This window comes from Nonomuraea sp. NPDC049709 (genome assembly GCF_040674815.1).
Classification (GTDB): domain Bacteria; phylum Actinomycetota; class Actinomycetes; order Streptosporangiales; family Streptosporangiaceae; genus Nonomuraea.
This window is the reverse complement of record NZ_JBFANM010000050.1, coordinates 60,143-84,007: the sequence shown is the minus strand read 5'-3', so window position 1 is coordinate 84,007 and position 23,865 is coordinate 60,143. Positions and strand designations below refer to the sequence as shown.

At 72.9% G+C, this 23,865-nt stretch carries 21 protein-coding genes; 13 read left to right on the top strand and 8 right to left on the bottom strand.

What is annotated here, in order from left to right:
- Positions 1-80: 80 nt before the first annotated feature.
- Positions 81-1,619 carry a GMC family oxidoreductase N-terminal domain-containing protein gene (locus AB0J69_RS39825; protein WP_364128796.1) on the top strand — a complete coding sequence of 513 codons (1,539 nt, stop codon included), beginning with the start codon at positions 81-83 and terminating at the stop codon, positions 1,617-1,619.
- Positions 1,620-1,913: 294 nt separating this feature from the next.
- On the opposite strand, the gene AB0J69_RS39820 is transcribed toward AB0J69_RS39825, so the two are convergent.
- The 3 genes from AB0J69_RS39820 to AB0J69_RS39810 are packed head-to-tail and all read right to left on the bottom strand — an operon-like array spanning position 1,914 to position 4,937.
- Entirely contained in the window at positions 1,914-3,419 is a 1,506-nt protein-coding gene (locus AB0J69_RS39820; protein WP_364128793.1) for a tripartite tricarboxylate transporter permease, read from the bottom strand.
- 20 nt (positions 3,420-3,439) lie between these two features.
- Positions 3,440-3,901, bottom strand: coding sequence for a tripartite tricarboxylate transporter TctB family protein (locus tag AB0J69_RS39815; protein ID WP_364128790.1), 462 nt, complete (start codon positions 3,899-3,901; stop codon positions 3,440-3,442).
- Position 3,902: 1 nt separating this feature from the next.
- Positions 3,903-4,937: a tripartite tricarboxylate transporter substrate-binding protein gene (locus AB0J69_RS39810; RefSeq protein WP_364128787.1), complete on the bottom strand. Its 1,035-nt coding sequence runs from the start codon at positions 4,935-4,937 to the stop codon at positions 3,903-3,905.
- A gap of 173 nt (positions 4,938-5,110) precedes the next feature.
- On the opposite strand from AB0J69_RS39810, the gene AB0J69_RS39805 reads away from it, so the two are divergent.
- Both AB0J69_RS39805 and AB0J69_RS39800 read left to right on the top strand, forming a co-directional pair.
- Positions 5,111-5,794 (top strand): response regulator transcription factor, encoded by a 684-nt coding sequence (locus AB0J69_RS39805; RefSeq protein WP_364128785.1) that lies wholly within the window; start codon positions 5,111-5,113, stop codon positions 5,792-5,794.
- Between the two features lie 6 nt (positions 5,795-5,800).
- The gene (locus tag AB0J69_RS39800) at positions 5,801-7,264 is read left to right on the top strand and encodes a HAMP domain-containing sensor histidine kinase (protein WP_364128783.1); all 1,464 of its coding nucleotides are present in this window, start codon (positions 5,801-5,803) and stop codon (positions 7,262-7,264) included.
- 47 nt (positions 7,265-7,311) lie between these two features.
- Here AB0J69_RS39800 and AB0J69_RS39795 read toward each other — a convergent pair whose 3' ends face one another.
- Together AB0J69_RS39795 and AB0J69_RS39790 are read right to left on the bottom strand one after the other, a co-directional pair.
- Positions 7,312-8,265, bottom strand: coding sequence for a TAXI family TRAP transporter solute-binding subunit (locus AB0J69_RS39795; RefSeq protein WP_364128781.1), 954 nt, complete (start codon positions 8,263-8,265; stop codon positions 7,312-7,314).
- Between the two features lie 5 nt (positions 8,266-8,270).
- Entirely contained in the window at positions 8,271-9,413 is a 1,143-nt protein-coding gene (locus AB0J69_RS39790) for a ring-hydroxylating oxygenase subunit alpha (RefSeq protein ID WP_364128778.1), read from the bottom strand.
- A 206-nt stretch (positions 9,414-9,619) separates the two neighbouring features.
- Between AB0J69_RS39790 and AB0J69_RS39785 the strand changes: the two genes are divergently transcribed.
- The 9 genes from AB0J69_RS39785 (at position 9,620) to AB0J69_RS39745 (ending at position 19,027) form a co-directional block, all read left to right on the top strand.
- Positions 9,620-10,405 (top strand): hypothetical protein, encoded by a 786-nt coding sequence (locus AB0J69_RS39785; RefSeq protein WP_364128775.1) that lies wholly within the window; start codon positions 9,620-9,622, stop codon positions 10,403-10,405.
- Complete coding sequence (locus AB0J69_RS39780) at positions 10,405-12,120, top strand: peptidoglycan-binding domain-containing protein (protein ID WP_364128772.1); 1,716 nt, start codon at positions 10,405-10,407, stop codon at positions 12,118-12,120. The genes AB0J69_RS39785 and AB0J69_RS39780 overlap by 1 nt, the downstream gene beginning before the upstream one ends.
- Positions 12,113-12,787, top strand: a complete 675-nt coding sequence (locus AB0J69_RS39775; protein ID WP_364128769.1) for an ABC transporter ATP-binding protein — start codon at positions 12,113-12,115, stop codon at positions 12,785-12,787. Before AB0J69_RS39780 ends, AB0J69_RS39775 begins: the two co-directional genes overlap by 8 nt.
- Positions 12,788-12,789: 2 nt before the next feature.
- Positions 12,790-13,965, top strand: coding sequence for an ABC transporter permease (locus tag AB0J69_RS39770; RefSeq protein ID WP_364128767.1), 1,176 nt, complete (start codon positions 12,790-12,792; stop codon positions 13,963-13,965).
- 15 nt (positions 13,966-13,980) lie between these two features.
- Positions 13,981-14,664: a two-component system response regulator CseB gene (gene cseB, locus AB0J69_RS39765; RefSeq protein ID WP_364128765.1), complete on the top strand. Its 684-nt coding sequence runs from the start codon at positions 13,981-13,983 to the stop codon at positions 14,662-14,664.
- Complete coding sequence (locus tag AB0J69_RS39760) at positions 14,661-15,860, top strand: HAMP domain-containing sensor histidine kinase (protein ID WP_364128762.1); 1,200 nt, start codon at positions 14,661-14,663, stop codon at positions 15,858-15,860. Before cseB ends, AB0J69_RS39760 begins: the two co-directional genes overlap by 4 nt.
- A gap of 81 nt (positions 15,861-15,941) precedes the next feature.
- On the top strand, positions 15,942-16,850 hold the full coding sequence (locus AB0J69_RS39755) for a hypothetical protein (protein WP_364128759.1): 909 nt from the start codon (positions 15,942-15,944) through the stop codon (positions 16,848-16,850).
- A gap of 63 nt (positions 16,851-16,913) precedes the next feature.
- Positions 16,914-17,495, top strand: coding sequence for a winged helix-turn-helix domain-containing protein (locus tag AB0J69_RS39750; protein ID WP_364128756.1), 582 nt, complete (start codon positions 16,914-16,916; stop codon positions 17,493-17,495).
- Complete coding sequence (locus AB0J69_RS39745; RefSeq protein ID WP_364128754.1) at positions 17,492-19,027, top strand: MFS transporter; 1,536 nt, start codon at positions 17,492-17,494, stop codon at positions 19,025-19,027. The genes AB0J69_RS39750 and AB0J69_RS39745 overlap by 4 nt, the downstream gene beginning before the upstream one ends.
- Here AB0J69_RS39745 and AB0J69_RS39740 read toward each other — a convergent pair.
- From AB0J69_RS39740 to AB0J69_RS39730, 3 genes are all read right to left on the bottom strand, one after another.
- Complete coding sequence (locus tag AB0J69_RS39740) at positions 19,017-20,645, bottom strand: hydantoinase B/oxoprolinase family protein (protein WP_364128752.1); 1,629 nt, start codon at positions 20,643-20,645, stop codon at positions 19,017-19,019. The two genes, AB0J69_RS39745 and AB0J69_RS39740, sit on opposite strands and share 11 nt — an antisense overlap.
- On the bottom strand, positions 20,642-22,684 hold the full coding sequence (locus tag AB0J69_RS39735; protein WP_364128750.1) for a hydantoinase/oxoprolinase family protein: 2,043 nt from the start codon (positions 22,682-22,684) through the stop codon (positions 20,642-20,644). Before AB0J69_RS39735 ends, AB0J69_RS39740 begins: the two co-directional genes overlap by 4 nt.
- Before the next feature lie 83 nt (positions 22,685-22,767).
- Positions 22,768-23,163, bottom strand: coding sequence for a hypothetical protein (locus AB0J69_RS39730; RefSeq protein ID WP_364128747.1), 396 nt, complete (start codon positions 23,161-23,163; stop codon positions 22,768-22,770).
- Positions 23,164-23,243: 80 nt separating this feature from the next.
- Here AB0J69_RS39730 and AB0J69_RS39725 point away from each other — a divergent pair, with 80 nt between their 5' ends.
- Positions 23,244-23,864, top strand: a complete 621-nt coding sequence (locus AB0J69_RS39725) for a YigZ family protein (protein ID WP_364128745.1) — start codon at positions 23,244-23,246, stop codon at positions 23,862-23,864.
- The last annotated feature ends 1 nt before the right edge of the window (position 23,865 follow it).

Here is a 23,865-nt window from a genome sequence, read left to right as displayed (position 1 = left end):
CATTGTTATGGTGAGCTGTGTTAACGCCGCAACGCATCGGCGTGACCACTCGGAACGACCTTGACCTCGGGGGAGACACCATGACATCGACGGCACACGGATACGACTTCATCGTGGTGGGCGGCGGCACCGCCGGATGCGTGCTCGCCGCCCGCCTGTCGGAGCACGACGACGCACGCGTCCTTCTGCTCGAGGCCGGCCGCGCGCAGCCGCCGGCCGCCGCGGCCACGCCGCCCGCCTGGCCCACGCTGCTGCACAGCCCGGCCTGCTGGAGCGACGTCACGACCGGACAAGCCGCCACCGGCGCGTCCATCCCCCTGCCGCGCGGACGCGGGCTCGGCGGATCCTCCTCGATCAACGGCATGATCTTCGCCCGCGGGCATCGTTCCAGCTACGACGCCTGGCAACTGGACGGGTGGGGCTTCGACGACCTGCTGCCGTACTTCAAACGCACCGAGAACGCACCCGGCCGAGATCGCACCCTGCGCGGCGTCGGCGGCCCCTTGACCGTCGCGCCCGCCGATCCGGTCAACCCGGTGCTGGCGGCCTGCCTGGAGGCAGCCCTGCAGGCCGGCCACCCCCGTGCGTCCGACGTCAGCAGCGGGATCGAGGAGGGGTTCGGGCCGGTCGACCTCAACATCGTCGACGGCCGGCGGCAGAGCGCCGCCGACGCCTACCTGTCCCCGGCTCTGGGACGGCCGAACCTGCGGGTGGTCACCGACGCCCTGGTGCACCGGCTGCGCATCACCGAGGGCCGCTGCACCGGAGTCGAGTACAGCGCCGACGGGCGGCGCGACTTCGCCGCCTGCTCGAAAGACGTCGTGCTGGCCGCCGGCACGATCGGCTCGGCGCTGCTGCTCCTGCAGTCCGGCATCGGGCCGCCCGCCCACCTGCGCAAGCACGACATCGACGTCACGGCCGAGCTGCCAGGGGTGGGAGAGAACCTGCACGACCACCCCGCGGCCAACGTGGTGTACCGCTCGGCACAGCCGGTCCCGCCCGGGACGCACAACCACGGTGAGGTCTTCGGATTGGTACGCAGCGATTTCGCGCTTGACGAGCCCGACCTGCAGATCCTCTTCATCGACGGCCTGGGCCACGTACCCGAGGCCGGCGCCGAGCAGGGCTTCACCATCGCGGTGGCACCCATGCGCCCCTTCAGCCGCGGCACCGTCCGCCTGGGCGGCCCGGATCCGGGCACCGCTCCGGTATTGGACCCGGGCTACTACAACGACTACCGCGACCTGGCCACAGTGGTCAGGGGGTTGCGAATCGCCCATCGGATCGGCCGCGCGAGCGCCCTGGACTCCTGGCGCCACGAGAAGGCGATATCGGAGCCGGCCACGCTCGACGACGACGACCTGCGGGCCTATGCCCGCGCCACCGTGGCGCCCTATTTCCACCTGGTGGGCACCTGCCGGCTCGGGAACGACGACCTGGCCGTCGTCGACCGCGACCTGCGGGTGCACGGCCTCAGCGGACTCAGGGTGGCCGACGCCTCGGTCATCCCCGCCATCCCCTCGGCCAACACCATCGCGACCGTCTACGCCATCGCCGAACGCGCGGCCGAACTCGTCGCCGGCCCGGCTCCCGGCGCCCGGAACCATCAAGAAGGCTGACTGTCATGCGACTGATCCGGGTCGGCCGGCTGCCGCTCATGCGATCTGCTGGGCTCTGGCCCGGTCCAGGACCCGGTAGACGGTCGCGCGGCTGGCGAGCAAGCGCCCCCGGGACCGGCCGCGCCTGCGGCTACAGCCAGCGCGGGCTCCGCATCGCCTACACCGGCTCCGGCCGGCCCGCGAGTACTGCGGCCCGCCGGACCGCGTCTGAGAGGACGGCAAGACCTGAAAGCAGAAGACCGCCGCCGAGCGCGCGGCCGACCTCGGGGCGGACGGCGCCGGGCGTGGGCCCGCCTATTCGTCCTCGGCGAACACCACCTCGCGGCGCCGGCGGATCGTCGGCAGGACGGCGACGACGAGCGCCGCCACGGCCAGGGCCAGGAGCGCCGCGGAGATCGGCCGGGTCAGGAAGACCGACGGGTCGCCGCGGGAGATGATGAGCGCCCGCCGCAGGTTCTCCTCCAGCAGGGGCCCGAGGACGAAGCCGAGCAGCAGCGGCGCCGGCTCGCAGCCGCACTTGATCAGGATGTAGCCCAGGACCCCGAAGAAGACGATCGCGTAGACGTCGTACGCGTTGAACCCCAGTGAGTACGTCCCGATCGACGCGAACAGGATGATCATCGGGAACAGCACCTGGTACGGGATCCGCAGCATGCGCACCCAGACCCCGATCAGCGGCAGGTTCAGCAGCACCAGCAGCACGTTCCCGATCCACATCGACGCGATCAGGCCCCAGAACAGCTCCGGCTCGTCGGTGAGGACGTTCGGGCCGGGGGTGATGCCGTGCACGATGAACGCGCCGACCATCAGCGCCATGACCGGGTGGGCGGGCAGGCCCAGGGTGAGCAGCGGGATGAACGACGTCTGCGCGGCGGCGTTGTTCGCCGACTCGGGGCCGGCGACGCCCTCGATCGCGCCGTGCCCGAACTCCTTCCGCCGCTTCGAGATCCGCTTCTCGACGGCGTAGGAGGTGAACGAGGCCAGCACGTGGCCACCGCCGGGCAGCACGCCGAGCGCGGCGCCCAGACCGGTGCCCCGCAGGATCGGGCCGACCATCCGGCGCCGGTCCTCGCGGGTCGGCCAGAGGTTCGTCACCCTGCCGACGATCGCCGTGCGGGTGTGCTCGTTCTCCAGGTTGCGCAGGATCTCGGCCACCCCGAACATGCCCACGGCGACCGAGACGAAGTCGATGCCGCCGTACAGCTCGCGCTGGTCGAACACGAACCGGGGAGTGCCGGTGTAGAGGTCCTGGCCGACCGTGCCGAGCAGCACGCCGAGGGCGATCATCGCCAGTGCCTTGAGCGCCGTGCCACGGGCCAGCGCGATCGACACGATGAGGCCGAACAGCACCAGCGCGAAGTACTCGGCCGGGCCGAACCGCAACGCGATGCGGGCCAGCGGCGGGGCCGCGACGGCCAGCGCGACGGTGGCCACCGTGCCGGCGATGAAGGACCCGATCGCGGCGGCGGCCAGTGCCGCGCCGGCCCGGCCCTGCCGGGCCATCTCGTGCCCGTCCAGCGCGGTGACCGCCGCCGACGACTCACCGGGCAGGTTGATCAGGATGGCGGTCGTCGAGCCGCCGTACTGCGCGCCGTAGTAGATGCCGGCCAGCATGATCAGCGCCGTCACCGGCTCGAAGCTGAACGTGATCGGCAGCAGCATCGCCACCGTCGCCGTCGGCCCGATGCCGGGCAGTACGCCGACCATCGTGCCGAGCAGCACTCCCACGAAGCAGTAGAGGACGTTCTGGACCAGGAGGGCGGTGGAGAAGCCCAGGGCGAGGTTGTCGAGAAGTTCCATGCCTCAATCCGGATGCCGCGTCAGAACCCCAGCCACGGGCCCCATAGCGGGATCCGCAGCTGAAGTCCGACGACGAAGATGAGCGTGGCGGCCACGGTCAGCCCGGCCGCCACGGACACGGCCGCCAGCGGCCGGACGCGCGTGCTGGCCAGCGTGGTGAGCAGGGCGGTCACGGCCGACGCCGGTACGAACCCGAGGCCCCGTACGGTGAATCCGAAGAACAGGACGGCGAGCACGATGACGCCGACCGCGCGCCAGGGGATCGGCCCGAACGCGATCACCTCGCCCGCGATGAGCCCCTTGACCACGATCGCCAGGCCCAGGGCGGCCACGATCGCGCCGACCAGCAGCGGGAAGGCACCGGGGCCCATCCGCAGCGGGGTGCCCAGCTCGTAGCCGAGCGACCCCGCCACGAACGCGCCACCGATCACGATGAAGATCGCCCCGGCGAGGACGTCCGGGAACGACCGGCGGCGCTCCACCTCAGGAGGCCTTGACGCCGGCGTCGGCGATGACCTTCGCCCAGGTGCCGAGCTGCTCCTCGAGCTTGGCCCGGTGCGCCTGCGGGGTCGCGTTCTCGGCCGGGACCGGCGCGGTGCCGAGCTTGGCCATCTGGTCGATCACCTTCTGGTCGGCCAGCGCCGTCTTCAGCGCCTCGGTCAGCTTCTGGACGACGTCCGGCGGCGTGCCCTTCGGGACGTACAGACCGTGCCACACGCTGACCTGGAGCTTGGGCAGCCCGGCCTCGGTCGTGGTGGGCAGGTCGGGCAGGCTCTTCACCCGCTCCGGCGTGGTGACCGCGTACGCCTTCACCTCGCCCGCGGCGATCTGGCCGCTGGTGTTGGTGGTCTGGTCGCACATGAAGTCGACCTGGCCGCCGACGAGGTCGGTGAGCGCGGGGCCGGTGCCTTCGTACGGGACCTCCTGGAGCTTGACGCCGGCGGCGGTCTGGAACAGCAGGCCGCACAGGTGGGAGGCGGCGCCGATGCCGGCGTTGGCCAGCGTGACCTTGCCGGCGTTCGCCTTCACGTAGGTGACGAGCTCCTGGAGCGTCTTGGGCTCGAAGTCCTTGCGGGCGACGATCGTCATCGGCACCTCGGTGACGAGCCCGACCATGTCGAAGCTCTCGAGCGGCTTGTAGCCCAGGTTCTGGTAGAGGGCGGGCGCCGTGGACATGCCGATGTGGTGCATGAGCACGGTGTAGCCGGTGGGCTCGGCCCGCGCGACCTCGCCGGCGCCGACGGTGCCGCCCGCGCCCTCGACGTTCTGGACGACGATCTTGCCGCCGAGCTTGGCCGCCATCGGCTCCGCGATCATGCGGGTGACGGTGTCCGTCGGGCCGCCCGCGCTGAACGGCACGACGAACGTGATGTTCTGCTCCGGATAGCCGCCGCCGGCCGGAGTGCCGCCACCTGCGGGGGCGCCGCCACCGTTGCCGGCACAGGCGGCGACGAGCGAAACAACGCCGATCGCGGTGATCATCCGCGCAGCGGCCCGGTACCTGCTGGTCGTGGTCATGTCGCGGCCTCCTCGTCATCACATTCGCATTCGTCGGTGAGTGCGCGGCCTCAGTCTGGGCTGACAGGGACGCGGATGGTGTCAGAGGAATCCCAAGGAATGCGCCGGATGTCAGAGAAATCCCAAGAAGTGAAGGGCTAACACGAGGATCGGTCCGGGCCGTACAATCCGGTATGCGGATCACCATCATCGAGGATGACGACCGCGTGGCGCGGGGTCTGGTGACCGTCCTGGCACAGGCGGGTTTCGAGGTCCACCGCCTCGCCACCGCCGCGGAGGCCGTGCGGGCCGCCCCCTCCGACGTGGTCCTCGTCGACCTGGGGCTGCCCGACGGCGACGGGCTCGACGTGATCCGCAAGCTGCGCGACCGTCCGGAGACCGCCGTCATCGCCGTGACGGCCCGCTCGGAGGAGCACGAGCGCGTACGCGGCCTACGCGCCGGGGCCGACGACTACATCGTCAAGCCGTTCGGCATCCCGGAGCTGCTGGCCCGGATCGACGCCGTCCTGCGGCGCACCCGCGTGGCCCGCGCCCTGAGCCACCCCGACGAGCCCCTCGTCCTCGGCCCGATGCGGATCGGCGTCGGCACCCGCGAGGTCGCCGTCGACGGCACCCCCGTGACGCTCACCCGCAAGGAGTTCGAGCTGCTCCTGCTGCTGGCCCGGCGGGCGCCGAACGTGGTCAGCCGCGACGTCATCCTCGACCAGATCTGGGGCGCGACCTGGGAGTCCTCCAGCCGCACCCTCGACACCCACATCGCGGCGTTACGGAACAAGATCGGACCGGCCGTGCTCATCCGCACGATCCACGGGGTCGGCTATCGGCTCCTGGCCGACCGGCCGGAGCTGATCGGCTGACCCGCCGTGCACCGCCGCCTGCTCGTCGTCCTGGTGCCCCTCGCGGTGCTGCTCGTCGCGGCGCTCGGGGTGCCGCTCAGCATCACCGTCGCCGAGCGGGAGATGCAGGAGACGTACGTCGACCGGCTCAACGACGTGGGCCGGTTCGCGTCGCTGGCCGAGACCGCGCTGACGACCGGGCGGACCGAGGCGCTGCAGCAGGAGCTGGCGCGCTACCACGACCTGTACGGCATCCCGGTCGCGGTGATCGACACCTCCGGCGCGGTGCTGCTCGGGCCGACGCGCGCCTACCAGGAGGCGGCGCGCGGCGAGCCGGCGCTGCCCCGGATCGTGACGGCGGCGCTGGCCGGGGCGCGGCCCGAACCGTCCGGGGAATGGGCGCCATGGGCCGGCTCCGCGCTCGTGGTCGCCGAGCCGGTGGGCCGCGACAGCGAGGTCATCGGCGCCGTCGTGACGATCTCCGACCTGTCGAAGACGCGCCACCGCATCCTCCTGCGGTGGGCCCAGCTCGCCGGGCTCGGGCTGCTGCCGCTGGTCGCGCTGGTGGCCGTCGCCTGGCCGGTGTCGGCGTGGGTGCTGCGGCCGGTGCGGGAGCTGGACGCGGCGAGCTCGCGGATCTCGCAGGGCGACCTCACCATCCGGGCGGACGCCGAGGCCGGCCCGGTCGAGCTGCGGCGGCTGGCGGAGTCGTTCAACACCATGATGGACGCGGTCGAGAACGCCGTGCAGCGGCAGCGGGCCTTCGTGTCCGACGCCTCGCACCAGTTGCGCAACCCGCTGACCAGCCTCCGGCTCGCGGTGGAGAGCCTGGAACCGCATCTGCGCGCGGCGGGGAACGGGCGGCAGGTGTTCGACGTGGCGGTGGACGAGCTGAAGGCGATGCAGCGGTTGCTGAACTCGTTGCAGGCCAGCGCGCGGATGGAGAGCATCCGCACGGCGTCGCCGGTGGATCTCGACGCGGTGCTGGCGACGCGGGTGGACCGGTGGCGGGCGTTGACGGCGACGGCGGGGCAGACGTTGACGGTCGACGTGCCGCCGGGGTTGCGGCTGCTGGAGCCGACGGGCGGGCTGGGCAGCATCCTGGACGAGCTGATCAGCAACGCGTTACGGCTGTCGGACGCGCAGGTGGTGGAGGTGGCCGCCGGCGTCGCCACCCATGGTGCGGAGGCCGATCCCCCGGCCGTCGTCACGATCGTGGTCCGTGACGACGGCCAGGGGATCGACGCGTCCGAGCGGGCCCAGGCGCTGCGCCGGTTCTGGCGCTCGCCGCGGCACCAGAACGTGTCCGGGACCGGCCTGGGCCTGGCGATCTGCGCCGACCTGGTCGGGGCCGCCGGGGGCGAGCTGCGGCTGGAGGAGGGCCTGCCGCGTCCGGACGGGTCCGGGCACGGATTCGCCGCGGTCGTCGCCTTGCCGGTCGTCCCTCACGTGACGTCGTCGCCCGGCACCCCGGCTCCGTCGCCGTCCTGACGTCCGGCGCCCGAGCCCGGTCGCGGCACCAGGCGGCCGGGCTCGGGTCAGCGCTTGCGGTCGCGGAACCAGGCGGCCGCGCCCGGGTGGAGCGGGATCGACGCGGTGGCGATCCCGGTGCGCACGTTGATCTGCCACGCTTCGGGAACGGCCTCGGGACCGGCCTCGTCACGGCCGCCGGAGGTGATCGTGCCGGCGTGCGTGAAGATCGTGTCGGTGATGGCGTGGACCAGGTCGTCGGGCAGGTCGTTGCGCGCGAGCAGCACGTTCGGCACCGCGATGGTGCGGGTGGCCGGGGACCCGGCGTAGGCGGTCGCGGGGATCATGGCCGGGGTGTAGGGACCCGGGAACGCGGTGAAGAGCGCGTCCGCCTGCGCGTCCAGCGGGATCAGCCGGATCGGGTGCCGCTGCGCCAGCTCCGTGATGGCGGGTGTCGGGACGCCGGTCAGCGAGAACATCGCGTCGATCTCGCCGTCGCGCAGCGCCGCCGCCGACGCGGCCTGGCTGAGGTATCGTCCGTCGGCGTCGACGACGCCGAGCTGCAGAACCCGCATCGAGGTGAACTCGGTGCCGGAGTCGCGGGCGCCGAGGGAGATGCGCTTGCCCTCCAGGTCCCGGAACTCGTCGATCGCCGAACCGGCCATGACCACGAGGTGCAGGTGGCTGTCGTACAGCCGGCAGATCGCCGACAGCCCCTCGGGCGCGCTGCCGTCGGTCGTGATCAGCGCGTCCAGGCTCGTCAGCCCGAGATGCACCTCACCCGCCCGCAGCATCCGGATGTTGTCGGTGGACGCCCCGCTCGGCACGGTGCTCACCGTGGCGCCCGGCACCTGCCCGGAGATGTGCTCGGCCAGCGAACCGCCGATGCGCCGGTACACCGCCCCGGCCGGCCCGGTGGCCAGCCGCAACCGCACCTGGTCGACCTCGGGTCGCCGGGAGCAGCCCGCGAGCAGCCCGCCCGCGGCCAGCAGCACCGCCCGCCGGCTGAGCCGCGGCTCCACGCGCATCATGATCGTTCGAGCTCGTGCCGGTACGCGTCCAGGACGAGGCCGTGGAAATGATGGACCGCGTGCTCCGACAACCCGGACCCGTCGGGATCATAGACGATCTTGCCCTGGGTGAACGCCGGGGTGCGCATCCCGCGCTGCACGCTCTCCACCAGGGCGATGTCCTCCACCTGGAGCACCTCGTCGATGTAGCGGATGCTGTCCAGCTCGGCCGCGCCGGGCTCCGCGGTCTCCAGGTAGAAGTCCCAGATCTCGCGCGTCCGCTCCGGACCGTCGGGGATGATCTGCAACACCATGAAGTTCCCGCGGCCGGGATAGCGCAGCAGGCAGGTGTTGGGCCACAGCCACCACACCGCGTGCTCGGTGACCGTCGCGCCCGACACGTCGTAGGCGGAGTTCTCCGTCCGGCCCGCCTGGGCCATGTGGCTGGAGTAGATCCCGTACGTGGTGACCCGATAGGTGCTCATGTCGACCAGCGACACGAAGTCCTTGTGGGCCACGTGGCAGTGGTAGCACTCCAGGAAGTTGTCGACGACGTTCTTCCAGTTGGAGGCGATGTCGTAGGTGAGCCGGCGGGCCAGGGTCAGCTTGGCCACGTCCGGCGCCCGCGCCCCGATCTCCGCCTCCAGCGCCCCGGCCTGCGCGGACAGCGGAGCCGCCGCAGGGTCGAGATTGACGTAGACCATGCCGCCGAACTCGGTGACCTGGATCCGGTCCAGGCACACCGCGGAGGCGTCGAAGCCCGGCATGCCGCCGGTGTTGCGCGCCCGCCGCAACCGGCCGGTCAGGTCGAAGTTCCAGGCGTGGTACGGGCACACGATGCTGCGCCGGACACCGGAGCCGGACAGCAGCTCATGCGCCCGGTGCTTGCACACGTTGTAGAACGCCCGCAGTGTTCCGGCCTCGTCCCGGACGGCGACGATCGGCATGCCGGCCACCGTGCCGGTCACGTAGCTTCCCGGCTCGCGCAGCTTCTCCACGTGGCACAGCCACTGCCACGTGCGCGCGAAGATCGCCCGCTGGTCGACGCCGAACCACGCCGGATCCGTGTAGGCATCGGCGTGCAGGGACATCGACAGCGCGGGATCCGGGTGGTATCCGGCTGAGATGTGATCGATGGCGGGGGTCGAATCCGGTGTCACCGTACCTCCGAGCGAGACGGCACCGAGGTCCTGCGTTTCCCGCTTGAGACTAATGATCCCTGTGGCGACGGCTCAAGGGCGCCGATCGCGCGGCGTTGATACGCGGCGGATACACGGCTGAGCGCCCGCCGATGCCCGGCGAATACCGGGCGGCGGGAAACGGGCTCCAGAGTGGCCACCGCAACCCCACCGAGAAGGAGTCCTTGATGCGTGTGCTGATGTGCGGTCTGCTCGGCCTGGCGGTGCTGACCGGCTGCGGCGGAGCCCCGGCCCCCGCGACCGGCGACGGCGGCGCCACGACGGACAACCTCCGCGAGCGCGAGACCGTCATCGCCACCTGCATGAAGCAGAAGGGTTTCTCCTACACCCCCTCGGTCAGCCGCCCCGGGAAGACCGACGCGAACCCGGCCGACTACGCCGCCATGAAGGCGGACCGCGGCAAGAACGGCTACGGCGTCTTCTCCGCCGTGGTCTATCCGAAGCCGCCGGAGGAGCGGGCGCCCGACCCCAACCAGGCGACGATCGACGGCCTGTCCGGCGCCAGGCGGGACGCCTATGTCAAGACCATGAACGAGTGCCGGGTCACCGCGCTGCGGCAGGTGGACGGGCTGAAGGTCACCTCCGTCGCCGATTACCAGGACCAGATGAGCACGGAGATCGAGAACATCGACAAGGCTCTCGACGGCGACCCCGAGCTCATGGAGCTCGCCGCGCCGTTCGCCGAGTGCCTGAAGGCCAAGGGTGAGCGGGTGACCTCGGCCAGGCCGCTCGCGCTGAGCGTGCGCGGCATGGTGGTGTGGGGCGAGCAGGCCGACCGGCTCGGCAAGGCGGGCAAGGTCACCGCCGAGGCGGCCAGGCCGTACCTCGCCAAGGAGATCAGGTCGGCGCTGGTCGACCTGGAGTGCGGCAAGGACTTCTACGCCGCCTTCATCCCCCTGCAGCGGCGGCTCACCAACGAGGCCAGGGCGAAGTACGGGTTCCAAGAGCGGTGATGCGTACCCCTCGTGGCAAGTTGCTGCTCGTGCTGGCCGTGGTTCTCGTGGTCGCGGGAACCGGCTGGGGGGTGGGCACCCGGCTGCGCTCCCCGGCGGACGAGGCGGCGGCGCGCAAGCCGCCCAGGCCGTCGCTGGTCACCGCCGCGGTCGAGCGGCGCAAGCTGGTCGCCACCGTCGTGGTCAGCGGCACCCTGGAGTACGGCTCGCCGCATCCGGTGCCGCTGGCCGGGGTGGTGGGCGGCGGCGAGACCGCTCAGCGCGCCACCCGCGCCCCCCGCCGGGGCACCCTGGTGGAGGGCTCGGTGCTGATGGAGGTGAACGGGCGCCCGGTGTTCGTCTTCTCCGGCACGGTGCCGATGCATCGCGGCATCGTCCCCGGGGCAGAGGGGGCCGATGTCCGGCAGTTGCAGGAGGCGCTGCGCGGGCTCGGCTACGCCGCGCCCGCGACCGGCGTGTTCGACCAGGCGACCATCGCCGCGGTGTCGCGCTTCTACGCCAGGAAGGGCTACGAGGCCCAGCAACCTACCTTGGAGCTGCGCCGGCAGCGCGACGAACTGCGCCGGGCCGTACGGACCGCGCAGGAAGTGCTCGCGACCGAGCGCAGGGCCCTGGACCAGGGCAAGGACGTGCTCCCGCTGAAGGTCAGGCTCGCCAACGCCCGGCAGGATCTGAAGGAGGCCGAGCAGGCACTGGACAGCGCGCGGGCCCAGGACCGCACCACCGAGGACGAGGCCGCGATCGAGGCCGCCGAGAGCGCCGTACGGGCGGCGGAGGAGAAGCTGCTGGCGGCCCGGCAGGAGCTCGCCCAGGCCATCGCGCCCCCGACGCCGCCGCCGGCCCCGACCCCGGCGTCCACCGCCACCGCGGCTGCCACGGCGGGGCCGCCCGCTGACACCCGCCTGCTCGAGCTCCGGGTCGCCAACGCCGAAGCGGACCTGGCCGCCGCCCGGTCGGCACTGGAGCGCGTGCGGGCGGAGGCCGGGACCACGCGGGCCGGGCGACTGGCCGAGCTGGAGAAGAACGTCCGGCTGGCACGCGAGGCCGTCGTCTCGGCCGAGCAGGCGCTCAGGCAGGCCAGGCAACTCTCGCCCGTCAAGCTGAAGGTGGCCAACGCCCAGAGCGACCTGGCCGCGGCCCGGGCGCTGCTGGCCGAGTTCTCCCGGACCTACGGCACCACCGTCCCGCCGGGCGAGATCGTCTTCCTGCCCAGGCTGCCCGCCCGCCTGCACAAGCCGGCCGTCAAGGCGGGCGAGCTGGTGGACGAGTCGGTCGCCACGGTGACCAGCTCCACCTTCGTGGTCTCGGGCTCGGTGGACGTGGCCGAGGCCGGGCGGGTGAAGCCGGGGCTGAACGCGGGCATCGAGACCGAGGCCGGCCGGACCGTCCCCGGCACGGTGACCTCCCTCGGCGGACGCGACGCGAAGGGCGCCGTACCGGTGACGATCACCCCCGCCTCGATGACGGGCCTCAAACAGCTCACCGGTGCGGCCGTCACGGTCCGTGTGACCATCGGCGCCACCGACCGGGAGGTGCTCGTGGTCCCCGCCGCGGCGGTCGTCACCGCCGCGGACGGCAGAGCGCGGGTACAGGTGGAGATCGCGCCCGACCGGACCAAGGAGGTCGAGGTACGCACCGGCCTGTCGGCCGACGGAGCCGTGGAGGTGACCGGCGACCTCGAGCCGGGCGACCAGGTGGTGATCAACAGTGCCTGAGCCGGTGATCCTGCTCGACGACCTGACCAGGGAGTTCCCCGCCGACCCTCCCGTCAGGGCACTGTCGGCCGTCAGCCTGAGAGTCGAGAGGTCGGACTACGTCGCCGTCGTCGGCCCCTCGGGGTCCGGTAAGTCCACCCTGCTCAACATGCTCGGCCTGCTCGACCGGCCGAGCGGCGGCAGCTACCGGCTCGACGGCATCGAGACCACCACACTGGACGACGGCGCGCGGACCACCATCCGCGGCAGCCGGATCGGCTTCGTCTTTCAGTCCTTCCACCTGCTGCCGCACCGCAGCGTGCTGGAGAACGTCATGCTGGCCGAGGTCTACGGCGCGGCACCGCGTGCGGGGCGGCGGGACCGCGCGATGCGCGCCCTGGAGCGGGTACGGCTGTCGCACCGGGTGGGGTTCCTGCCCGGCACGATGTCCGGCGGTGAGCGGCAGCGCGCCGCCATCGCCCGCGCCCTCATGGGCGAGCCGTCGCTGCTGCTGTGCGACGAGCCCACCGGCAACCTCGACAGCAGGAACACCGACGCCGTCCTCGACCTGTTCGACGAGCTGCGCGCCCAGGGGATGACCATCGTGGTCATCACTCACGAGAGCGACGTGAGCGACCGGGCCGGCCGCCGGGTGCGCATCACCGACGGCACCCTCACGGAGGAGTAGACGTGCACCCGCGCGACCTGCTGAACGAGGCCGTGGCGGGCCTGCTGGCCCGCCCGGTGCGCTCGGCGCTGACCACGCTGGGCACCGTGCTCGGCATCACCACGCTCGTGGTCACCCTGGGCGTCGCCGCGACGGCGGGCGACCAGATCGTCGGCCGGTTCGACGAGCTCACCGCCACCTCCCTCACGGTCGAGGTGCCGGAGCACCCCTTCCCCCTGGTCGAGTGGGCCGACGTCAGCCGGGTGACCCGGTTGCGCGGAGTGGTCTCCGCGGCCGCGCTCGCCGAGTCGGAGCAGAGCGCCAACCTCGTCGTCCGCTCCAACGACGTCGTGGACCCGGCCCGGGTCACCGACCAGACCCTGACCGTGCTCTCCAGCAGCCCCGGCCTGCCCGCGGCGGTCAAGGGCAGGATGATCGAGGGCCGCTACTTCGACGCCGGGCACATCGCCCGGGGCGACAAGGTCGTCGTGCTGGGCCGGCACGCGGCCGAACTGCTGGGCATCACCCGGCTGACCCGGGCCCCGGCCGTCTTCATCGGCACCCAGGCGTACACCGTCATCGGCGTGCTCGGCGACCTGGAACGCGAGAAGAGTCTCGCGAGCGCGGTCATCCTGCCGCCGGCCGCCGGCGCGCGCTACGGTCTGGGCACCGTGACCCGGGTGCTGGTCAACACCGGCCTCGGCGCCGCGGAGCTGATAGCCGAGCAGGCGCCGACCGCGCTCAGCCCCGGCAACGAGGCTCTCCTCCAGGTCATCGCGCCGCCCAGCCCCACCAGGGCGCGCGATGCGGTGGAAGGCGACGTCAACGCCCTCTTCCTGATCCTCGGGCTGGTCTCCCTGGTCGTCGGCGCGGTCGGCATCGCCAACGTCACGCTGGTGACCGTGATGGAGCGCATCGCCGAGATCGGCCTGCGCCGCGCCCTCGGCGCCGCCCGGCGCCACGTCGCCGCGCAGTTCCTGCTGGAGTCCACCCTCACCGGGCTGACCGGCGGCGTCATCGGCGCCTCCGGCGGCATCGTGGTGATCGTCGTGGTCTGCGCCGTCAAGCAGTGGACTCCGGTCATGGACGTACGGCTGGCCGTCCTGGCGCCTGTCGCCGGCGCCGTCGTCGGGCTGCTCGCGGGACTGTACCCGGCGCTGCGCGCCGCGCGCATGGAACCGGTCAATGCACTTCGCTAGGTATGGTGAAAATTCATGACATCCCTGCTGCTCGTCGAAGATGACGCGGTGATCCGCGAGTCGGTCAGCCTGGCCCTGGAACGTTACGGCTATCGCGTGACCACCGCCGCCGACGGGCTGAGCGGCCTGGAGGCGGCGCGGGCGGGCGGCCACGACGTCCTGCTGCTGGATGTGATGCTGCCCGGTCTGGACGGCATCAGCCTGTGCCGCAGGATCCGGGAGACCAGCCAGGTGCCGATCCTCATGATGTCGGCGCGCGGCGACGGTCTCGACATCGTCGCCGGCTTGGAGGGCGGCGCCGACGACTACGTGGTCAAACCGGTCGACCTGCCGGTGCTGGTGGCCAGGGTCCGCTCGCTGCTGCGCCGGGCGACCATCGCCCAGCCCCAGCCGGCGACCGGGCAGGCCGCCGCGCGGCTCACCTTCGGCGAGCTGAGCATCGACACCGGCGCGCTGGAGGTGCGGCGGGCGGGGCAACGCGTCGAGCTGAGCCCGACCGAGCTGCGGCTGCTGCTGGAGTTCGCCGCCCATCCCGGCATCGTGCTGGAACGGGCGACGCTGCTGCGCACCGTGTGGGACTACGGATGGGACGGCGACAGCCGCGTGGTCGACCTGTGCGTCCAGCGCCTGCGCAAGAAGATCGGCGCCGAGCGCATCGAGACGGTCCGCGGGTTCGGCTACAAGCTGAGCGTCACGTGAATCCGGCGTCGCTGCGCTGGAAGATCGCCGCCCTCGTCACGCTCGCCGCCACCGTCGTCGCCGTCGTGGTCGGGCTCCTGGTGCACCGGGCGACCTGGGAGCGGGCTCTCGCCATGGGGAGGGCCGACGCCGAGGTGGCCATCGAGAAGGCCCGCGCCCCCGACGACGTGGTGATCGTCGAGGAGCTCCCAGACGCCCTGGCCGCCCAGCTGCGGCCCGGCCGGCGGGTGATCTGGTACGGGCTCGACCACCGGGACGAGCCGTGGATGTGGGCCGCCCAGCCGTACGGCAGCGACGGCCGCCAGGCGATGAGCGTGCAGATCTCGATGGGCTCGGAGCTGCTCGGCCTGCACGCGCTCGACCGCGACATGGCCAAGGCAGGGCTGCTCGCCCTGGCCGGGGTGGTACCGCTGTCGGTGCTGGCGGCCGAACTCCCCAACCGGCGGCTGCGGCGCATGGCCCGCACCGCCCGCCGGATCGCCGACGGCGACCTGTCCGCGCGCACCGACGCGGGTGGCCGGGACGAGATCGCCGAGATCGGCGCCGGGCTCAACTCCATGGCCGCCGCCCTGCACCGCCGGTTGCTGGCCGAGCAGCGCTTCACGGCCGACGTCGCGCACGATCTGCGCACCCCCCTGATGGGCCTTGTCACCGTGGTCGAACTGCTGGAGGAGGGCGAGGCGACCGATCTGGTACGCGACCGGGTGCGGGTGCTGCGCTCGCTGGTGGAGGACCTGCTGGAGGTCTCCAGGCTGGACGCGGGCGCCGAGGTCGCCGATCGGGTACGGGTGCCGCTGGCCGAGGTGGCCGAGGAGTCCGCGGCCCGGGTGGGGGTCGAGGCGCGGGTGCTGGCCCCGGGGGATCCGGTGGCCGAGACCGACCCGCGGCGCCTGGACCGCATCCTCGCCAACCTCGTGCTCAACGCCCACCGCCACGGTGCGCCCCCGGTGGAGATCACGGTGCGGGACCACGTGATCGAGGTCCGCGACCGGGGACCGGGCTACCCCCCGGAGCTCCTTGCCGGCGGCCCGGAGCGCTTCCGCACGGGCGCCGCCGAACGCGGCCGCGGTCACGGCCTCGGGCTGACGATCGCGCTGGGGCAGGCCCAGGTCATCGGCGCCGACCTGACCCTGGCCAACGCCCCCGGCGGCGGCGCCGTCGCCGTCCTCCGCCTGCCTCGCCGGCCGCCGGGCTGATGCACAGGTGATACGCGGCCGAGCGCGGGTGGAGACGCGGGCACGGCCGGACGGACACGTGGCCGGACCACCGTGTTCGGCATGCGACGTTCCTTCGTACTCCTGCTGCTGGCGAGCATCCTGTCGGGCTGCGGAGCCGTGCCGTCCGTCTCCGGGGCCGCCGTGCCCGGCGTGCCCCTGCCCTGGCCGGCCGAGGGCCAGTCGGCGGTCGAGGTGGAGGGCGTGGGCAGCCTGGGAGTCAGTGGCGACCCGCACCCGGTGCCCATCGCCAGCGTGACCAAGGTCATGACCGCCTACGTGATCCTGCGCCGCCACCCGCTGCGGCCCGGCGACGACGGCCCGCTGGTCACGGTGGACCGCACGGCCGCCGACGAGTCCTACGCGCCGGTGGAGTCCACCGTCCCGGTCAGGGAGGGCCGGCGGATCCGGCTGCGCCGCCTGCTGGAGCTGATGATGGTGCCTTCGGGCAACAACGTGGCCCGTCTCCTGGCCCGCTGGGACTCCGGTACGCAGGAGCGCTTCGTCGAGCGGATGAACGCCACCGCCAGCCGCCTGCGCATGGCCGGCACCACGTACACGGGTGCCAGCGGCAACGAGGACAGCACGGTCAGCACCGCGGCCGACCAGCTCAAACTGGCCAGGGAGGCGATGCGCGACCCGGTCCTGCGCGAGGTGGTGGCACAGGCCGCCACGGCCGTTCCCGGCGACGCGAGAAGGTTGCCCAACACCAACACGCTGCTGAATAAGCACGGCGTCATCGGCATCAAGACCGGATCCGGCACCGCCGCCGGCGGCAACCTGATGTGGGCCTCCCGCGTACGGGGCCGCCTGGTGCTCGGCGTGATCCTCGGCCAGGCGGCCGGCACCGACCCGGCCACCGCCAAGGCGGCGGCGCTGGAGGCGGGCGACAGGATGAGCGCGGCGGTGGAACGGTGGCTGCTCGACCCGCGCACATCCCATGAGAACGGTCTTCGAAGGACGGGTGGCTGATTGCAAACGGTTCTTCGCGAAGAAGTCTTTGCGAAGAACCGTTTGCGGTCTATTCTTTGAGGCATGACCGACCCCGACAGGAACGTCGTCGTCCTCGATGCCAAGGGGCTGCGGGCGCTGGCCCACCCCATCCGGGTGCAGCTCGTGGACCTGCTGCGCAAGCACGGCCCGTCCACCGCCACCCGCCTGGCCGAGCGCCTCGGCGTGAACTCCGGCACCGCCAGCTACCACTTGCGCCGGCTCGGCGCGGCCGGGTTCGTGGAGGAGGACGCCGAGCGGGGCAACGCGCGCGAACGCTGGTGGCGCTCGGTGCACCTGTCCACCCGGCTCAACGACGCGGAGCTGGCCGACCGGGAGCCCGAGGCGGTGCTGGCGTACATGCAGTCCATCGCCGCGCTGTACAACCTCCGCACCCAGCGGGCGGTGAACGAGATGCAGACCATGCCGGGGGAGTGGGGGCGGGTGCTGGACCTCAGCTCGTTCGCGTTGCGCCTGACCCCGGAGGAGACGTGGCGGTTGCGTGCGGAACTGGACGAGGTGATCGCGCGCTACCGGCGGGACGTGCCCGGGGAGGCGGCGCCCGACGGCGCGGCGCGGGTCTCGCTCATCACGCAGGTCCTGCCGGAGCCGCAGGAGGAGCCGTGACCGGGCTCTCCTTACGGCCGATGGCCGGGGTGCTGGCGGCCATGGCGGTGGCGCTGACCGGGACCGGGGTGTCGGCCATCGCGCTGCCCTGGTTCGTGCTGGGCAGCACGGACAGCGCGATGTGGACGGGGGTGGTGGCGTTCGCGGAGATGGTCCCGTACGTGGTGGTCAGGGCTCTGACCGGGCCGCTGGTCGACCGGGCGGGACCACGCCGGATCTCGTGGGCCGCCGACGTGCTGAGCGCCTCGGCCGCCGGCGCCGTCGTCCTGCTGCACGCGCTGGGCGCGCTGCCGATGGGCGCGCTGATCGCCCTGGTCGTGGTGATCGGCGCCGCTCGCGGGCCGGGCGACCTGGCCAAGGAGACCATGGTTCCCGAGGCGGCGGGGCGCGCCGGCCTGCCGCTGGAGCGGGCCACCGGCCTGATGGGCGTGACGGAGCGGCTGGCGCAGATGGTGGGGCCGGCCGTCGGCGGCGCGCTGGTCGCGGTCATCGGGCCGCTGCCGAGCCTGGTCCTCAGCGCCGGCTGCTTCGCGCTCGGCTCCGTGGCGGTGGCGTGGGCGCTGCCGCGCGGCATGGGGCACCGCGCGGCGGTGGCCGAGGGGGAGGAGGAGGGCTACTGGCGGCGGCTGGGGCAGGGGCTGGCGTTCCTGCGCGGGCAGTCGCTGCTGCTCGCGCTGCTGGCCGTGGTCGCCGTCACGAACCTGCTCGACGCCGCCTTCAACCAGGTGCTCGCGCCGGTGTGGGCCAAGGAGTCCGGTCACGGGACCGTCCTGCTCGGGCTGAACAGCAGCGTCATGGGACTGATGGCGGTCGGCGGCGGGCTGGTCGCGGCGGCGGTGGGCCATCGGATGCCGCGCCGGGTGGTGTTCTTCGCGGCGTTCCTGGTGGCCGGGCCGCCGCGGTTCCTGATCCTGGCCGGCGACCTGCCGGTGTGGGCGATCGTGGCGGTGTTCGCGGTGAGCGGGTTCGGCGGCGGGTTCCTGAACCCGATCCTGGGGGCGATCTCGTACGAGCGGGTGCCGCGCCATCTGCTGGGCCGGGTGGGCGGGCTGCAGACCTCGCTGTCCTGGGCCGGCGTCCCGCTGGGCGGGCTGCTGGCCGGGGTGGCGGTGACGGCGGCCGGGCTGGCGCCGGTGCTGCTGGCGTGCGGCGCCGCCTACGCCCTCACCACCGGCCTGGCCGCCGTGCGCCCGGAGTGGCGCGAGATGGACCGCCCGCGCCACCGCCCCGCCCCCGCCGCCCCGTCGCCAGGGGAAAGCGCCGGGACGGCGGGAGTCCGTGGGACCGCGGGAGCCCTCGGGACCGCGGGAGCACCCGGGACCGCGGCAGCCCCCGGGGCAGCGGGGGGCCCTCGCGTGGCCGGTAACCCCCACACGGCGGGTGACCCCCACACGGCGGGTGACCCCCACACGGCGGGTGACCCCCACAGGGCGGGCGGCCTTCATGGGACGGACGGCTCTCATGTGGCGGGCGGCCTCCATGCGAAGGCAGGGCCGGGGGCGGCCGGTGGCGGGGGCGGAGTCAGCGGGTGATCATGCCCTGGGCCCGGTCGGCGGCCGTGGCCCGGGGCTCGCGGAGCTCGGGCGGGCCGTAGCCGCCGCCCCCGCCCGATTCGCACCGCAGCACGTCCCCGGCCCGGACCGGCAGCGCGTTGACCTTGAGCATCTCCCGCTCCCCGGCGGTCCCCGGGTTGAGCGTGACACGCGGGGGAGCGCCGGCCGCGCCGCCCGCCAGCCCCCACGCCGGGGTGACCGAGCGCTCGAACCACAGCGACAGCGAGGTGTCGCCGCAGAACTCGTACTCGCGCACCACCCCGTTCCCGCCGCGCCACCGCCCGGCCCCGCCGGTGTCCGGCCGCACCTCGTAGCGGGTGACGCGGACCGGGAAGAGCGTCTCCAGCACCTCGATCGGCATGTCCCGCAGGGACCCGTTGACGTTGTTGATCAGGCAGGTCTCGCCGTCGCCGCCCTCCCACGCGCCCCAGCCGCCGACGGTGGCCTCCTGGGAGACGTACAGCTTGCCGGTCCGCGGGTCCGTGCCGGTGAACTGCACGATCATCGAGTCCCCGTACGACGCCGCGGACGCCTTGTCCGGCAGCACCGGCGCCAGGGCCCTGACCACCAGGTCGATGAGCAGCCCCAGGTGCGAGTAGTAGTACTGGCAGGCGGCCGGCGACTCGGCGGCCAGCATCGACCCGGGCCGCGTCTCCACCGACAGCGGCCGGAACGAGCCCCCGTTCAGCGGCACGTCACCGGAGACCAGCAGCTTGTACCCGACCCGCACCGCCGCCACCGCCTGCGCCGCCCCGCAGTTGACCGGCCCGAGCGCCTGGTCGGCGCAGTCGGTCAGGTCCACGTGCATCGACTCGCCCGAGACCGAGACCGTCACGTTCACCGGCAGCGGGGTGTCCAGGTCGATGCCGTCGTTGTCGAGGAACCCGGACGCCTCGTAGACCCCGTCGGGGATGGCCGCGATGGCCGCCCGCTCCATGCGCTCGGTCTGGGCGAAGATCTGGTCGCGGGCCGCCATCACGGTCTCCAGGCCCCACCGGTCGACGATCTCCTTCAGCCGCCGCTGCCCGGTCATGGCGCAGCTCACCTGGGCCCGCATGTCGCCGAGCGTGGCGTGCGGGAAGCGTACGTTGCGGGCGATCACCTCGTGCAGGTCGCGGCAGGGCGTGCCGCCCGCGTACACCTTCACCGGGCCCATCCGCAGGCCCTCCTGGAAGATCGACGTGGAGTCCATCGAGCCGCCGGGGTCCTTGGAGCCGACGTCCAGCCAGTGCGCCCGCGACGCCGCGAACCCGGCCAGCTCCCCGCCCGCGAAGATCGGCCCGTAGACGGTCACGTCGTTGAGGTGCGTGCCGCCGATGTAGGAGTCGTTGAGCACCCACACGTCGCCCTCCCGCCACACCTCCCGCCCGTACAGGCGCTCGGTCTCGCGGGTGCACACCTCCAGGTTGCCCAGGAAGATCGGCAGGCCGGACGACTGGCCCAGCACGTTGTGGTCGCGGTCGAGCAGCGCGACCGCGCAGTCCTTGGCCTCGTAGATGACGGGGGTGTAGGAGCTGCGGATGAGGGTGGTGTTCATGTCCTCCGCCGCCTGCAGCAACGCGCAGCGGATGATCTCGGTGGAGACGGGGTCGATCACTTGTCCACCTTCACGATGAGGAAGCCGTTGTCGTCCACGGTGGCCAGGCAGCCGGGCGGGACGACCGTGGTCGCGGTCTCCTCCACCACGATCGCGGGCCCGGCCAGCTCGCCGTCGAGAGCGGAGCGGCGCAGCACGGGCGTGCGGTGCACCGCCCCGTCGAAGATCACATCCCGTACGTCCGGCGCCGCGCGGCCGGGCCCGCCGGGGACGGGGGCGGTGGTACGCGGGAACGAGCCGAACCCGGTGCTGCGCAGCATGACGAACTCCACCGGCGCCTCAGGCGTGGCGTGCCCGTACCGGCTGGTGTGCGCCTCGGCGTAACGGGCCGCGATCCGCGCCGGGAAGCCGGGTTCCGCCGGTTCGGCGGCGTCGCGCAGCGGGATGGTGAGCGTGTAGTCCTGGCCCTCGTACCGCATGTCCACGGCGTGCTCCACCCGCCGCCGCTCCTCCGGCACGCCCTGCCCGGCGAGCGCGTCGAGCGCTTCCTCCTGCAAAGTCATGAGATTTCCGGACATGTCGGCTCCGTCGAGCGTGTCCTGCGCCCGGAAGTACGGGAACGTCAGATCCCGGCGCACGTCCGCCTCCAGCATCCCCCAGGCCGAGAACGCCCCCGGGAACCGCGGCACCACCACCTCGGAGATCCCCAGCTCCCGCGCGATGAACGCGGCGTGCATCGCCCCTGCGCCCCCGAACGCCACCAGCGCGAACTCCCGCGGCTCCACCCCGTGCTCCACCGTCAGCGTGCGGATGGCCTGCGCCATCTTGGCGTTGGCCACGTCGCAGATCCCCTCGGCGAGCAGCAGCGGATCGAGGTCCAGCTCCCCGGCCAGCTCGGCCACCGCGGCGCCGGCCGCGTCGACGTCCAGCGTCATCAGCCCGCCCGCGAACCACGCCGGATCCACCCGCCCGAGCACCACGTTGGCGTCCGTGACGGTGGGCCGGGTGCCGCCCCGGCCGTAGCAGGCGGGCCCCGGCACGGCCCCGGCCGACTCGGGACCGACGCGCAGCGCGCCCGCCTCGGCGTAGGCGATGGAGCCGCCGCCCGCGCCGATCGTGTGCAGGTTCACGATCGGCATCAGCACCGGGTAGCCCTCGATGCGCGCCTCGGCACTGACGTCGGGGCGGCCGTTCACGACGAGCGACACGTCGAACGACGTGCCGCCCATGTCGATGCAGATCGCGTTCCCCGCCGCGGTCCCGCCCCCGCCGCCCAGCAGCCTGGCGGCCGCGACGCCGCCCATCGTCCCGCCGACCGGCCCGGACAGCAGCGTCTGCAGCGGCCGGCGCATCGCGTACGAGGCGTTCACCAGCCCGCCCGACGACTGCATCACGTGCACCGGCACGGCCAGCCCCCGCTCGGCGAAGCGCCGCTCGATCCTGGCCAGGTAGTGGCGCACCACCGGCCCGGTGTACGCCTCCAGCACCGCCGAGGAGCTGCGCTCGTACTCCCGCCACTCCCGCGCCACCTCGTGCGAGAGCACCACCAGCACGTCCTCGCCCAGCTCGGCCCGCAGGATCTCGCCCGCCCGGACCTCGTGCGCCGGGTCGGCGTAGGAGAACAGCAGGCACACCGCGACCGCGTCGAAGCCCTCCTCGCGCGCCCGCCGCGCCGCCGCCCGTACCGACTCCTCGTCGAGCGGCACCAGCTCCCGCCCCAGATAGTCCAGCCGGCCGCCCGCCTCCATGACGTCCTGGCGCGGCACCAGCGGCGCGGGCTTGCGGTAACGCAGGTCGAACATGCGGTCCCGGTTGCCCCTGGCGATCTGGTAGACGTCCCGGCCGCCCGCGCTTGCCAGCAGCAGCACGCGGGCGCCCTTGCGCTCCAGCAGCGCGTTGAGGCCCTGCGTGGTGCCGTGGACGAAGAACGAGATGTCCGCGGGATCGTCCACCACCCGCCCGAGCGCGGCGAAGACGCCCTCGGCCAGGTCTCCCGGCGTGGTGGGCGCCTTCGATGCCGTCACGGCCCCCGACCGCTCGTCGTAGCAGACGACGTCGGTGAAGGTGCCGCCGATGTCCATGGCGACGCGATAGCTCATGGGCGCAACCGTAGGGGGCGCCGGGCCCCGCCCGCCTGTGCGGGCCGCACAGGAGCCGGCGGGCGGCAGTGCATGCCGCAGCGTCAGCGGGACGACTCGAGCCGGTCGCCGTCCCCCGTGACGATCACGCCGCTGTTACCGCTCCCCACCGCCACCGACCGCTCCCCGGCGGCCGTCACCGCCACCCGGGGCAGCATGGCGGCAACCTCGCGGGCCAGGAGCGGGTCCGTCCGGAACGCCTCCATGAGCGCCAGCTTCAACGCGGTCCTGCTCGGCTCGTCGTCCGGTTTGGCCCCGGCCACCTGCCCGATCACCTGCCTGGAGTGCGCGTCGCCCCGGCCGAAGACCCGCTGCAGGATGCGCGAGCCGCGGGCCACCTCCGTGTCCGCGGCCAATTCGCTGGTCTTGGCCAGCACCCCGGTGCCGTACGCGTCGATCGCCGCCGTGACAAAGGGCATGACGTTGTTCGCAGTGTCCATGAGACCCTCCCGTAGGTCCTTATGGAATGACGAGATGGTAGCTCGCTGAGTTCCGGCGGCAAGGGCATACCCTGTCGAATGTGCCTGCGCCGTATCTCACTCTCACCACTGTCGTCGAGCACGAGACCGAGGCGCGGCGCTCGCGCTTCGTCTGTGCGCTGGCCCCGGCGCGCACCGTCGAGGAGGCGGCGGCCTTCATCGCCGAGCGCCGCCAGAAGCATCCCGGCGCCACCCACAACTGCACGGCCTACGTGATCGGCGAGCGCATCCAGAAGGGCGACGACGACGGCGAGCCGGGCGGCACTGCGGGCACCCCGATGGTGCAGGCGCTGGTGGGCAGGGGGTTCAGCGACGTCGTGGCGGTGGTGACGCGCTATTTCGGCGGCACCCTGCTGGGCGCGGGCGGCCTGGTGCGCGCCTACGGCTCGGCGGTGACCGAGACCCTCGACCGGGCCGAGCCCGTGCGCATGGTCCCGGCCAAGCTCGTGCGCGTCGCGGTCGCGCACGACCAGGCCGGCCGGGTGGAGAACGACCTGCGCGCCTCCCGGCACGCGGTGCGCGAGGTGGCCTACGCGGGCGAGGTCACCTTCGACGTCGCGGTGGGGGACGACGAGGTGGCCGCGTTCGCCGACTGGGTGGCCACGCTGACCGCCGGGCGGGCGCGCGTCACGATCGGCGGCGACCTCCACGTCCCCGCCTGAC